Below are 14,921 nucleotides of genomic sequence, written 5' to 3'. Positions count from 1 at the left end.
CTGCGGCTTTGTATTTTTCCGTCACCATTTTAAGTGGAGGAGCGGCATAGCTAACAGCTACGCAAATTACTGTTTTAATAAATAAATGCACCTAAAAGTTTTGCAGGTGCAAACCTAAGTTTTATTGATCCAAAAAAAATAGATGAGCCTGAAAATTACATCCATGAATTGTAAAATTTTGCTGTTTGGCGTTTTAATGCTTTTTACGGCAGATTTTGCGGGTGCTCAAAACAACCAGTTTCAATTTTCGCACCTGGATATCAGCAATGGCTTATCGCATAATAATATAACCAGCATACTAAAAGATGATAAGGGCTTTATGTGGTTCGGTACCTTATCTGGCTTAAACAGGTATGACGGGTATAAATTTAAGATCTTTAAACATTCGGTAACAGATTCTGCTTCTTTAGATGATGATTATATAGTAAATATTAACCAGGGGCCGGAAAATAAGCTTTGGATAGAAACCCGCAGCGGACTTAATATTTACGACCCTGCTACTGAAAAGTTCACTCATAACATAGCCGGCTTCCTGCATTCTATTTCAATAGACAGATATATTGCCGTTATAAAAAAGGACAGGGAAGGCGATTTTTGGTTTCTTCATAAATCATGGGGTATTTATAAATACAACCCGGTATCGAAAAAAACAATTCATTTGCTCCATCAGTCTGCTAATGCTGCAACAATAAGCGAGAATGTTGTTTCTGACCTTGGACAGGATTTGGAAGGGAACATTTGGCTAATTTATCGCAGTGGTATGATGGAACGTATGGATTCCAAAAGCCTGAAAATTACCTATCGTTCGCGGATCTTTAATAAGCTCCCGGACGGTTTAAATTCATCCTATAAAATTTTTATCGACAAGCAGGACGATATCTGGGCATTTGTTCCGACCTACTCGGCAGGAGTGTATTTTGTAAACGTAAAAAAGGGTGTTTATAAGCATATTGATAAAGGGAACGACCAGGCACACCTGAATACCAATGTTGTATCCAGCGTGATCCAGGATGATAAAGACAGGATCTGGATAGCTACTGATCATGGTGGAGTTAACCTGTTAAATAAACAGGATTTTAAAATTCAATACCTGTTAAATCGCGAGGATGATAATAAAACCATCGGGCAAAACAGCATTACGCAGATGTATAAGGATAATAGCGGGATTGTTTGGGTTGGCACTTATAAAAAAGGGGTAGGCTATTATCATGAAAGCATTATTAAGTTTCCGCTTTACACACACCATTCGTCAGAGCCCCTGTCTGACCCGCGGAGCCTGAGTTTTAGTGATATTAACAGCTTTGCAGAAGATAAAACCGGCAATATATGGATAGGCACCAACGGAGGTGGCCTAATCTGTTTCGACCGTAAGAAAGGCACTTTTAAAACATACCTGCACGATGCCGGCAATATAAACAGCCTTACCAATAATGTAATAGTATGCATGTTTATTGATCATGCTCAAAAATTATGGATTGGTACTTATTTTGGCGGTTTGGATTGCTTTGATGGAACAACATTTAGGCATTACAAGCATAATGATGCTCTGCCCGGAAGCATTTCGGAAGACAGGATCTGTTCTATAACAGAAAATGCCGGTCACCAATTGCTTGTAGGCACTCTGTCGGCAGGCTTTAATGTGTTTGACAGCAAGACACAAACTTTCACTAATTATATGTCTCACCCCAAAGAAAATGCTATTCACTCAAATTACGTGAGCAAGCTTTTGGAAGACAAGCGCGGAAACCTGTGGGTGGTAACCTCATATGGGCTGGATGTTTTAATGAAGAAAACAAACCGGTTTATACATTTTGTACATGATGAGAATAATCCCAACAGCCTTATCAATAACAGTACAAACAATATCCTGGAAGATAAGGAGGGCCTGATCTGGATAAGCACACGCGAAGGTATAAGCATATACAATTATAAAACCGGCAAATTCACTAATATAAGTAAACAGGATGGCCTGCCGGATAATGCGGTGATTGATATGCAGGAGTACGATAAAAATAACATTTGGGTAAGCACGCCGAACGGTTTATCAAACATTATTATTGACCGGGACCTTAAAGGGCTTAAGTTCCGTTTTGTGAATTATAATGAAACAGAAGGTTTACAGGGGCGCGAGTTTACTGAAAACTCATCGCTGAAAACCCGCGATGGCGAGCTGTTATTTGGCGGAGGGAATGGTTTTAATATGTTTAAGCCGTCGAGTATTCATGTTAACAGGAACAGGCCTAATTTAATTTTCACAGATCTGCAGGTGTTTAACCAAAGCCTGGCTGTTGGCGAAAAAGTGAATGGCAAAGTGATATTGCCGCAATCAATCAACGGGTTAAAATCACTGAACCTGAAGTATAACGATAACGTATTTTCGATAGAGTTTGCCGCGCTTAACTATTTTAATCCCGGTAAAATAAAGTACCAATACATGATGGAGGGCTTTGATAAGGATTGGATAACTGCCGATAATAGTATCAGGAAAGCTACTTACACCAACCTTGACGCAGGGAACTATACGTTTAAAGTTAGGGCAACTGATAATGAAAGCTGGAATAATAAGGAGCTTACCTTGCAGATAAATATTTTGCCGCCCTTCTGGAAAACAACCTGGGCTTATGTATTATATGCTGTGGTTGTTATAAGCGCGCTGCTTTACCTGCGTAAACAGGGGATCAATAAGATCCGCCAGCAGTTTTCAATTGAAAAAGAACGGGAAGAAGCGCACCGGATGCATGAGCTTGATTTGATGAAGATAAAATTCTTTACCAACGTGAGTCATGAGTTCCGCACGCCGCTATCACTTATTATGGCGCCGGTTGATAAAATATTAAAGCAAATAGCCGAACCCGAAATACAGCGGCAGCTTTTATTGGTGAACCGTAATGCCAAACGCCTGTTAAATTTGGTGAACCAATTGCTTGATTTCAGAAAGATGGAATACCAGGAGCTAAAGCTGCATGAAAGAAATGGCGATATCATCAGCTTTATAAAAGAGCTGTCGTACGCATTTACTGATGTGGCTGATCAAAAAAATATCCGGTTTATTTTTGATACTGAGCTGGAATCGTTTCATACCAGCTTTGATCACGATAAAATTGAGCGGATCTTGTTCAATCTGCTCTCAAACGCCTATAAATTTACCCACGAAGGCGGGCAGGTGAGTGTATTGCTAAACCTGTTAGGTGAAAAGGATGAAACTGAGCAGCAACTGGAGATAAGGGTGATTGACACGGGCATAGGTATTGCTGAAAACAAGCGCGACAGGATCTTTGATCCGTTTTTTCAGAATGATATCCCTGGCTCAATGCTTAACCAGGGCAGCGGCATAGGTTTATCAATTACAAAGGAATTTGTTAAACTGCATCGTGGTGAAATTTTTGTTGAAAGTGAGTTTAACCAGGGCAGTTGTTTTACGGTTTTATTGCCGCTAAGACAATTAGATACTGCCATTTTTACTGACACGCATATATTGCTGGATCATAATCCTGATTTTTTACCTGGGGCTATTCAACCTAAAAACGGGGCTAAAGAAAACAGGGACGGTAAAAAGCCGACAGTTTTACTGGTGGAAGATAATGATGACTTTAGATTTTATATTAAGGATAATTTAAAGGCTGCCTTTAATATTATTGAAGCCGAAAACGGGAAGAAGGGATGGCAAAAGGCGCTGGCGCAACATCCTAATTTAATTGTGAGCGATATAAGTATGCCGGAGATGAACGGTATTGACCTTTGTATGAAGATAAAGAACGATACCCGTACCTCACATATCCCTGTAATACTATTAACTGCGTTAATAGGTGAGGAGCAGCAATTAAAAGGGCTTGAAACGGGTGCATCTGATTATATGACCAAGCCTTTTAACTTCGAGATCCTGCAATCAAAGATCAAAAATATATTGAGTCAGCAGGAGTATATGCGTAAAACCTATACCAAGCAGGTGGAGGCAAGTCCGACTGAGGAATACATAGAATCGCCGGATGAGCTGTTTATTAAAAAGGTGCTGCTGCTGATAGATAATAACATCTCAAATCCTAACTTCTCGGTTGAAGAACTGAGCAGCGAGGTTTTTGTAAGCCGTTATACGCTGTACAAAAAAATATTGGCCATGACCGGCAAAACTCCCAACGAACTGGTTCGTTCCATGCGGTTAAAACGTGCGGCGCAGTTGCTCGAAACCGGGCATCTAACCATATCACAGATCTGCCATAAAGTAGGCTTTAAGAGCCAGAAATATTTTGTTAAAACTTTTAAGCTGGAGTATAATACCATCCCATCCAAATACTCCGAAAACGTGACCGCTGATTTGAATGATTAAAGGATTACGTTGATTCCCTTTTTGAACCATGATTTTTCACAGGTTGTTTGTTTTTAAAGGTGCTCAAGAGGGCTTCGCCGTTTACTTGATTAAATGATTTCTTGATACGTGCGGAGTTTTACATTCACTGGTTAATCTTCTCATCGGGCAAATCAAGGTTCAGACAATAAACCACATGATACTATAATCTCACTTTAAAAACTATTTCATTCCTCATAAGGGTACACATTTGTCAATATTTATTGCCTTTTTAGTCCTTGATGAGGGCTTTTTTTTATTTATATAGCTGATAGTCAAATAAATAAACAGGGTTGACATTTGTGCCCCTATTTATCCACAACCGGGCTTTAATTCCCATATAATTTTACCTCCGTTATAATGAAAAATCAACAGGTGCCACAATTCACCTGCTGAGAATAAACCTGATAATTAGTTTACAAATTTTAGTGAAAACAAACGGGCGCAATTTAATTGCCTGCCTGGATGGCAATACAGGAGGAGATTTCTGCTATAGCTTTTGCAATTATTTGCCTTTCAAATTAAAGGGTACATAACCAATTAGTACAACCAAAAAATCCAAAATAAATCAATTATCAATTAACTAATTATTATGCGAAAAACTCTACGAATAGCATTGCTGTTCATGTCCTTGTTTGTTTGTGCCGGGTTGAAGGCGCAAAGCCAGGGAACAGTAATCAAAGGAACAGTAACCGACGAAAAAGGCGTAACACTTCCAGGCGCTACCGTTACTGTTAAAGATGCCAGGATAAATGCCATTACCGATATAAATGGCAATTATAGTATCCAGGTGCCCGCTGCCGGACGGACACTTGTTTTTTCATTCATAGGGATGGAAAAACAGGAAGTTTTAATAGGCGGTAAAACGACTATTAATATAAAGCTGCAGTTAGCCTCAAATAACCTGGCTGATGTTGTGGTGATAGGCTATGGCACGCAAAAAAGGCAGGATGTTAATGGTTCAATATCATCGGTAACGGCAAAGGATATTGCCAATATCCCCCAACCCAGCGTTGACCAGATGCTGCAAGGTAAGGCCGCTGGTGTAACCATTACCCAAAACTCAGGCGGACCGGGCAGTGCAACATCAGTACACATAAGGGGGATCACTTCGTTTGGGCAAAGTGAGCCGTTATATGTAATTGATGGTGTGCCTATCCAGGGGGATGCTACAAGTTCTCCTCAATTAACCCGTACAGGTGGCGGACAGGAAGAAACAGGCGTTAGCCCTTTATCTCTTATCAACCCTAATGATATTGAATCAATTGACGTATTAAAAGATGCATCGGCAACAGCCATATACGGTAGCCGCGGCGCCAACGGCGTGGTTATTATTACCACCAAAAGAGGAAAGAACGGCAGTGCAAAAATAAACTATGATGGTTATTACGGTGTGCAAACACAAGGCAAGTTTATAAAAATGATGGACCTGCAGCAATATGCCAATCTACAAAATGTACTTGCAGATGCATTTGGAACACAAAGAAGAGGTGAGTTTGCAGATCTTTCCATATTAGGCCCGGGAACAAACTGGCAAAGGGCGATATTTAAAAATGCGCCTGAACAAAGCCATACCCTGTCAGTATCAGGCGGAAAAGATGGTTTGGATTATTATATCTCGGGCGGGTATTTAAAACAGGAAGGTACCATTATCGGCAGCGATTTTGATCGTTACTCTTTCCGCACAACAATTAATTCGCAGGTAAAAAGCTGGTTTAAATTAGGTGGCACCATGTCTGCCAGCCGCAGCAAACAAAATACCGGCCTGGGCGAAAATACAGGCTTGGTTTATTACGCCTTGTTAAGCGCGCCCGATAGCCCTGTATATAATGCCGATGGCACATTTGCAGGTCCGTCTGTAACATCAAACGGAACTATCCAGGGGCAGCCAAACCCGGTTCAGCAGGCGCTTAGCCTTACCAATAATTTAATCAGGAACAACGTACAGGGCAATATTTATAGCGACATCCAATTTTTTAAGGATCTGACCCTGCACTCTGAAATAAGCGGCAATTTCAACTTTACCAAAGCAAAAACGTTTCAGCCAACTTACTCATACGGTTCTACCGGCTCTGGAGCGGCATTTACCAATGCAACTGCCAGGTTAAATGAATACAATACTGATGACCAGTATTGGGACTGGAACGAAAATTTAAACTACTCGCATACCTTTAATAAAAAGCATGCGCTTACCGTATTGGCAGGCCACGAAGTATGGGAATCAAACTATGATGCTGTTTCTGCCGCTATATCAGGCTTTACAGCAGGTAATACCTTACAAACATTGGGTTTGGGTACACAATCATCCGACCTGATAGGTGAAAATAAAGGTACTACTGTTATGGAATCATGGCTAAGCCGCGCTATTTATACTTTCGATAATAAGTACAGTATAACCGCATCTATCCGGAGCGATAGGTCCTCAAACTTTGCACCTGGGCATCAAACAGGATATTTTCCGGGTGTTGCTGTATCATGGAGATTATCTGAAGAGCCATTTATGGCAAGCATAAAAAGTGTTGCCGATAATATTAAAATACGTTTAGGCTACGGAACAACCGGTAACTCAAATATCCCGGGTTACAGGTATGGTTCAGCAATTACCCCTGTTAGCACAGGTTTTGGAACAGGCTTTATTGTTGGTAACATTGCCAACCCTAACCTTACCTGGGAAACGGCTATCCAAAAAAATGCCGGTTTTGATTTCAGCTTATTCAACAACCGGATTGACGGCTCATTTGATGTGTATCAAAAAACATCAAAAAACTTCCTTTTCCAGCAGCCGCTGCCGGCTTTCTTAGTGGGTGGTACTGCCGAATATTCAGGAGCCGCCGTTTTGCAACCACCGTATAAAAATGCCGGTGAAATTGAAAACAAAGGTTTTGAATTCAGCATTAACAGCCGCAACATTCAAAGCCAGAACTTTAAATGGAGCACTACTTTAATATTTTCAAAGTACAGCAATAAGGTGGTATCATTAAATGGTTATCCATCATTAATTGGCAGCGAAAACACAAGCTACATAAGCTTACCGGTAACCAATACCACTGTTGGCGGCCCGATAGGTGAGTTTTATGGTTACAAAGTACAGGGCATTATTAAAACTACCGACCAGCTGCAATACCTTGCAACACACCCTCAAAATGTAACCGGCGGTACATCACCGGCTGTAGTAACCAATGACCGGAGTGTAGCCAACTCCATCTGGCTGGGTGATATCCAATACCAGGATATTAACCACGATGGTAAGGTTGATTCAAAGGATCAAACAGCTTTGGGTAACCCTAATCCTGATTTTACCTATAGCATCTCCAATACTTTTAACTACAAAGATTTTGAGCTGTCGATATTCCTGAACGGATCATACGGTGGTAAAATACTAAATGCACTGCGTTACCAAACAGAAGGTTTATCAGGCTTATATCAAAACCAAACTGCTGCATCAGCAAACTTTTGGACACCGAGCAATCCTAATTCAAACATCCCGGCGCCAAGAGCGGGTATAGCAAACAACAACCTGGTTATGAGCGATCGCTTTTTGGAAAGCGCCTCATTCCTGAGGATCCAGAACGTACGGTTGGGTTATAATTTGCCAACCAGATGGGCCAAATATGCAAAGCTTAACCATTTAAAAGTTTATGTAAGCGGCCAAAACCTGTATGTGTTTACCAAGTACACCGGTCTTGATCCTGAAATTGGCTCATTAAACCAGAGCCCGATATTACAGAACATAGACAATGGAAGGTACCCGATACCGCGTACAGTTATTTTTGGATTGAATGCTGAGTTTTAATTTGTTAAAAGGAAATTAATATGAAAAGATATATAAAATACATTTTAAGCATGGCGGCATTAACAGGAGTTATAGCTTCCGGTTGTAAAAAAGATTTTTTTAACCGCCCGCCTGAAAGCCAGACCACTGTTGGCAGTTACTATCAAACTGCTGACCAGGTAAAGGCAAGTACCAATGCCCTTTATGCGGCCCCATGGTTTGGGTTTAATACAAAAGTTGGTTGGTCTATAAGTGAGCTGGCCAGTGGTAACGGTCGTACAGGATCATCAGATGTGGTTGCTTTTGGTAACTTCTCCGTATCAAACGGAAACTTTGAGCTGAGCGCCGCATGGAACTCGCTGTTCACAGTTGTTGCACAAGCAAACGCATTGATTGCCAACCTGCCTGCCAATGTGCCTGCATCGGTGCCTGCAAGCGTGGTAAATAATGCCATGGGCGAAGCACGTTTAATGCGCGGCCTGGCTTACTTTTATCTTACCCGCATTTTTGGTAACGTGCCGATTGTAGAAAACCCATTGCTTGAGGTTAGTAACTTTCAAAACGTTAACACTAACCCGGTTACTGATGTTTACAAATTTATAATCAACGACCTTAAATTTGCTGAAACTAATTGTACGCCGAATGTGGCGGCCACCGGGCACGTTTCAAGCGGTTCGGCATCGGCATTGCTTTCAAAAGTTTACCTGTACACGCAGGATTATGCCAATGCACGCCTTGAAGCTGAAAAAGTTATCAATAGCGGCGAATTCCAATTGTTTGGGATTGATATTGCAGGTAATACTTATGAAGACCTGTTTAAAATTGCCAATAATAATAATAAGGAATCAATAATTGCCTTGCAATGGCTTGCCAACGCAGGTTACGGTTTTGGTAACGCGGTGCAGGCATCATTTGCTTACAGCAGTGCAATTACACAAACAGGTGACGGTTATGGTGTGCTGGCACCAAGCTTTGATTTACAGGATGCCTATGCAGCCAACCCCGGCGACTTGCGCAGAAAGGCAACCATTATGCTTCCCGGCGATTTTTACTCTTACCTTGACCAGGCACAGGGCGGTTATACATTGCCTGCTAATGCCAGCTCACAGGGTACACATGCCCAGATTAAAAAATATGTAGTAGGTTCTCCGGCTGATAATAATGGGGCGAGCGCGTTCCAGTCTACAGCTATGAATACTTATATTATGCGTTTATCTGATGTTTATCTTATAGCCGCCGAGGCAATTTTAGGGCAATCGGCCAATCCGGGTGTGGGCCATGGAATTGATACTGCCGCAAGCACCAATGATGCAACTGCGCTTAAGTATTTTAATAAGATCCGCCAGCGTGCTGGTGTTCAGCAAAAAACAAGCATTACTTACCGGGATATTATAAAGGAAAGACGTTTGGAATTTGCAATTGAAGGCGATTACTGGTATGACCTGTGCCGCATGGATGGCTTTAACTCGGCCACACACCCGGTAGCTATATCAATTATCAGCAAGCAGGACAGGGGCGACTCGAGTACTGATACCCCACCTGTTAGGTATCATGACGCTACCTATACCCCAACCAATCTTGATTTTCTGTTCCCTGTTCCGGCAACAGAGGTAGCAGCAGATCCTAACTTAATAAAGGCACCTGTTCCATACGTATTTAAATAATCACCAGATATGAAAACATTAAATCTAAGATCAAAAAATTTATACTGGATCCTATCGGCATTGATGGTATTTGGTTTCGCATCCTGTAAAAAGGAAAGCGCTACTATAGTTGGAGGAAAGGGGGCGCCGGTAATTACCCGGGTGCGTACCGTAACAAAAAACCAGGTTGACTCGATGTTAACCACTACTACTATAACTTACGACTCGCAGGGAGTAGCAACTACGGTAACGAGCCCTAACTATACACCGCAGGTTATAAAGTTCGATTCAACTACAACCGATGGTAAAAAGCAAAATCTTTATGCCATAATTGGTCAAAACCTGGGGAGTGTAACTTCGGTAAAGTTTAACGGTGTATCTGCTTATTTTAACGCAGCGCTGGTTTCTGATAATACCATAATAGTAAGCATTCCGCAGGATATCCCAACCGGGCCCGATCAGCCTAATAAATTGGTGGTTACAACCTTACATGGTTCTGTTAGTTATGCTTTTACCGTATTAACACCGCCGCCGACAGTTTCAAAAGTATCTGATTATAACTTTGTGGCCGGATCGCAAATTACCTTAACAGGGGTAAGCTTCGCCACAATAACCGCTGTAACTATTAAAGGTACTACCGATGCTGCCACTATTGTAAGCAAGGTTGATACCCAAATGGTTATTAAGATGCCTGCGTCTGCAATTAATCGTGCAAACCTGTTATTTACATATGCGTCGGGCCAGGCTGCAAGCTCACAGGAATTTGTTGACCTTGATAACGCTTACCAGATTTTTGTAAATAACGATTTTAAAAATTCATGGGCTGATAATTCATGGGCACATCCATCAGGCGTATCAACAACAACTTCGCATTCAGGGACTGCTTCAATTGTAGCAACGTATCCTGCGGGCGGCTGGCAAATTGAAGGATGGTCAAACTGGTACCCAAGTATTGATTATAGTGCAGATTATAAATATTTAACCTTCTGGGTTAAGGGCGGAACGGTAACCCACACCCTTGTATTGGTGGGCGACCAAATGGCCGGCGGATATGGCCAGGTTCAGAACCAATACGCTTACGCTGCACAGCTGGTTACCGTGCCTGCAAAAGTGTGGACTTATTTTAAGATCCCGCTGGGCGCACCATCATCAACCAATCCTAATTTGTTAAACTTCTGGAAAAACGGAACACCTGCCAAGCAGTTAGGTTTCTTTTTGCAGGGCCAAAGCGGCGATGTTAATGAAACAATGTACTTTGATGAAGTAGCATTTATAAAATAATAGCCTGTTTACTATAGCGACGGGTTTTAAAACCCGTCGCTATAATCTGAAAAAGTAAAGTTGATTAGGTTGGAGTAGGTTGAATAAGTTCATTTAGTTAGATTTAGTTTAATAGTGTAAGTAATTCAATAATATAAATAATACAACCTTTCAATGGTTTGCAAAACACATTCAACTTACTCTAACTAAATGAACTTATTCAACTTAATCCAACTTAACATTAACTCAATCAACCAAAAAAGTGTTAAATTCGTATTATCAACTTAACCGATTTGTACACTAAATTTTATATGAGATGACGAGTAATGTGATGCGTGAGATTACCCCGCTGACACCCAGCGATTGCTTTACTATTTTTTCGAGGGTTAAAAAGAAGTTTGATTTTCCGCTTCATTACCATGATGAGTATGAATTGAACCTGATTTTGAATGCAAAAGGGGCAAAGCGCGTGGTTGGAGGGCATATTGAGGTAATTGATGACCTGGAGCTGGCGCTTATTGGCCCGAACCTTTATCATGCCTGGTTTACCAATCAATGCCAGAGCGAGGAGATCACCGAAATCACTATTCAGTTTCATAAGGATCTTTTTGATGAAAAGCTTTTAAAAAGAAACCAGCTGAGTTTTTTAAAAAGCATGCTGGAGCGCTCGCAAAGGGGGATACTATTTGCGCCTGAAACTATAGCAGCGCTTAAGGACCGTTTACTCTCATTAGATAAAAAGAGTGGTTTTGATTCGGTGCTGGAGCTGTTGTCTATCCTGCACGATCTTTCTATCTCGCGGAATATGAAGACATTATCGGATTCGAGCTTTACCAATGAAAAATTTTATTACAACAGCCGGCGCATTGAAAAAGTGTTTGAGCATATGAATACTAATTACAACAAGCAAGTAACCCTTGCCGAAGTTGCCCGTATTGCCAACATGCCCGAAGCATCATTTAGCCGTTTTATAAAAAAGCGTACCGGTAAAACTTTTATTGATAGTTTGAACGAAATAAGGCTTGGCCATGCCTCGCGGATGCTGATAGATTCGACCACCACGGTTGCAGAAATAGCCTACAAATGCGGTTTTAACAACATCTCTAATTTCAACCGGATCTTTAAACGGAAAAAACTTTGCATCCCGAAGGAATTCAGGGAAACGTATACGGGGAACAGGGTTTTTATTTGATGTGCAGATGTGGGGGATGATGTGCGGATTTTGGATGTGCAGATGTGCGGATGAAAATATTCAGTGGTTAAAAAGCATAGCATTAAGGGTAAAAAAGTATTATATAACTGTTGCCAATAAATTTACTTTAGTAAGTACCATTATGAACCACTCAAAGCTGAATCTAAACATCAATCAATCATTCATCCGCACATCTGCACCTCCGCACATCTGCACATTTTCTATTCATTCGCATATCTGCACATTTTCCTTTCATTCGCATATCTGCACATTTTTCATTTATCCGCACATCAACTAACCCACATGAAACTTCACCTTATAGATGTTGCCATTATAGCGCTTTACCTGTTAAGCACCATATTTATAGGGTTGTGGTACCGCAAAAAAGCAAAGGAAAACAAAGAGAGCTATATGCTGGGCGGTAAATCGTTGCCATGGTATAAGCTGGGCCTGAGTGATGCATCTGATATGTTCGACATCAGCGGCACTATGTGGATGGTGAGCCTGTGCTTTGTTTACGGGATGAAGAGCATCTGGATCCCGTGGTTGTGGCCGGTATTTAACCAGGTGTTTTTAATGATGTATTTGTCGCGCTGGCTGCGCCGCTCAAATGCCGCAACCGGGGCCGAATGGCTGGCTACGAGGTTTGGAAAGACAGGCGCGGGTGTAATCAGCTCGAATTTGGTGGTTATAGCTTTTGCGCTGTTGAGCTGCCTGGGTTTCCTGGCCTACGGCTTTATAGGCCTTGGAAAATTCATTGAAATTTTTGTACCCTGGGATTTGATAAAGGGATACATTCCGTTTGATGTTGCACCGCAATATGTGCCGCATATTTATGGCATCATATTTACGCTGTTCGCTATGTTTTATTCCATTTTGGGCGGCATGCACAGCATTGTGGTGGGCGATATGGTAAAATACGGCATTATGACGGTGGCCTGCATCTGGATAGGCGTTATTGCAACCACCCACATGCAGGGTAACCCGCTTAATGTGCCGAAAGGCTGGTATAGTCCGTTTTTTGGCAAACACCTTGGTCTTAGCTGGACGGGGATCATTACCGAAGTGAATGCTAAAATAAAGAGCGATGGCTATTCGCTGTTTGGATTGTTTTTTATGATGATGACTTTCAAGGGCTTTTTTGCAGCACTGGCTGGTCCCGCTCCAAATTATGATATGCAAAAGATCCTGTCAACCCGTTCTCCCGAGGAAGCCAGCAAGATGAGCGGTTTTGTAAATATCATTTTGCTGCCAATCCGTTATACGCTGATCATCAGTCTTACCATTTTGGGCCTTTTATTTTATCACCAGATGAACTTAAAGGACGGAACCGGGGCAATTGACTTTGAACGGATCCTGCCGGCCGTAATCAATAACTTTTTACCGGTTGGTTTGGTTGGCTTGCTGCTGGCAGGTTTACTGGGCGCATTTATGAGCACATTTAGCGGCACCATGAACGCTGCGCAGGCTTATATAGTGAACGACATCTATTTAAAATATGTAGATCCGCAGGCATCAACCAAAAAGATCATCACCATGAATTATATGGTGGGGGTAGTGGTTGTAGCTGTGGGAGTTTTCCTCGGCTTTTTTGTAAAGGATGTTAACAGCGTGTTACAGTGGATAGTATCGGCGCTTTATGGCGGATATATTGCGGCTAATGTATTGAAATGGCATTGGTGGCGCTTTAATGCTAATGGATTTTTCTGGGGGATGCTTACAGGCATAGTAACCTCAATGGTGTTCTCGGTAGTAATTCCGGATGGAGAATTACTGTACTGGTTCCCGGTATTGTTTGGGTTATCGTTGGCTGGGTCTATTATTGGATCCTATGCTGTTCCACCAGCCGACATGGCTGTCTTAAAATCATTTTACTCAACCATCCGCCCATGGGGTTTTTGGGAGCCGGTTAAGCAGGCGGTTTTGGTGGATGATCCGTCATTTCAATCAAACAAAAACTTTAAGATCAATATGTTTAACGTGGTGATTGGCACTATGGCGCAATGCTGTTTAACCATTTTGCCTATGTACCTGGTGTTGAGGCAAAAAATGCCGCTGCTGGTTACGGTAGGCATCCTGGCGGTGATTGTGGTGATATTGAAGAAGACCTGGTGGGATAGGTTGAAGGAGTATTGAGGTTTTGGTTTGATTGGGTTGATTGAGTGAGTGGTTGATTGGGTTGGGGAAAGAAGTTGATTGGGTTGATTAAGTTAGGAAAGAATAAATTAAGCATAACAATGTCGTTAAGTTAAGAGAATGCTGGCTATAAACTAACCACATAGCAACGTCCAATAGCCCCACCTAAATCCTCCCCGGTAGGGAGGACTTGAAAAAATAAACGCGGGCGAAGCTAAAGTCTCCCCAACCGGGGGAGATTTAGAGGGGGCTAAAAGGCTTATGGGGAGAATCACATTTGTGATATACTTAAGTTAACGTGAGTTCGATATAAATATTGGTGAAACATTCTGATTATAAGATACTTACATCTATTTGATTCTTGGTAAACGGTAAAGTTGCTGATAATCAGCATGTTTCACTTTGTTCCGGGTGTTCCATGTGCAAAAATGGAACGCTTTGCCGGCATGGATACACAAACTTGAGCTTTGCCCGAACACGGTTGGAGAAGGGTTTGGGGTGATGTGACCATTTGCTTATGTCGAACACACGTTAAGTTAATGACATTGCTAAGGGGGACACCCATTGCATGTTAGA

At 41.7% G+C, this 14,921-nt stretch carries 6 protein-coding genes; all 6 read left to right on the top strand.

The genetic code is table 11. The features are described from left to right. Positions 1-163: 163 nt before the first annotated feature. Positions 164-4,324, top strand: a complete 4,161-nt coding sequence (locus BUE31_RS07510; RefSeq protein ID WP_073403040.1) for a hybrid sensor histidine kinase/response regulator transcription factor — start codon at positions 164-166, stop codon at positions 4,322-4,324. A 610-nt stretch (positions 4,325-4,934) separates the two neighbouring features. Next, positions 4,935-8,135, top strand: a complete 3,201-nt coding sequence (locus BUE31_RS07505) for a SusC/RagA family TonB-linked outer membrane protein (protein WP_073401932.1) — start codon at positions 4,935-4,937, stop codon at positions 8,133-8,135. A 20-nt stretch (positions 8,136-8,155) separates the two neighbouring features. Then, the gene (locus BUE31_RS07500) at positions 8,156-9,778 is read left to right on the top strand and encodes a RagB/SusD family nutrient uptake outer membrane protein (RefSeq protein WP_073401929.1); all 1,623 of its coding nucleotides are present in this window, start codon (positions 8,156-8,158) and stop codon (positions 9,776-9,778) included. 9 nt (positions 9,779-9,787) lie between these two features. After that, positions 9,788-11,038, top strand: coding sequence for an IPT/TIG domain-containing protein (locus BUE31_RS07495; RefSeq protein WP_073401927.1), 1,251 nt, complete (start codon positions 9,788-9,790; stop codon positions 11,036-11,038). A 295-nt stretch (positions 11,039-11,333) separates the two neighbouring features. Beyond that, on the top strand, positions 11,334-12,209 hold the full coding sequence (locus tag BUE31_RS07490) for an AraC family transcriptional regulator (RefSeq protein ID WP_073401926.1): 876 nt from the start codon (positions 11,334-11,336) through the stop codon (positions 12,207-12,209). A gap of 303 nt (positions 12,210-12,512) precedes the next feature. After that, positions 12,513-14,345: a sodium:solute symporter family protein gene (locus tag BUE31_RS07480; RefSeq protein ID WP_073401922.1), complete on the top strand. Its 1,833-nt coding sequence runs from the start codon at positions 12,513-12,515 to the stop codon at positions 14,343-14,345. The last annotated feature ends 576 nt before the right edge of the window (positions 14,346-14,921 follow it).

It is taken from the genome of Mucilaginibacter sp. OK098, assembly GCF_900142915.1.
Lineage (GTDB): Bacteria > Bacteroidota > Bacteroidia > Sphingobacteriales > Sphingobacteriaceae > Mucilaginibacter.
This window is presented reverse-complemented; position numbering and strand designations above follow the sequence as displayed.

Excerpts from the sequence above, each read along its gene's own strand:
- BUE31_RS07490 (WP_073401926.1), top strand. The coding sequence starts at position 11,334 with ATGACGAGTAATGTGATGCGTGAGATTACCCCGCTGACACCCAGCGAT.
- BUE31_RS07505 (WP_073401932.1), top strand. The coding sequence starts at position 4,935 with ATGCGAAAAACTCTACGAATAGCATTGCTGTTCATGTCCTTGTTTGTT.
- BUE31_RS07500 (WP_073401929.1), top strand. The coding sequence starts at position 8,156 with ATGAAAAGATATATAAAATACATTTTAAGCATGGCGGCATTAACAGGA.
- BUE31_RS07480 (WP_073401922.1), top strand. The coding sequence starts at position 12,513 with ATGAAACTTCACCTTATAGATGTTGCCATTATAGCGCTTTACCTGTTA.
- BUE31_RS07495 (WP_073401927.1), top strand. The coding sequence starts at position 9,788 with ATGAAAACATTAAATCTAAGATCAAAAAATTTATACTGGATCCTATCG.
- BUE31_RS07510 (WP_073403040.1), top strand. The coding sequence starts at position 164 with ATGAATTGTAAAATTTTGCTGTTTGGCGTTTTAATGCTTTTTACGGCA.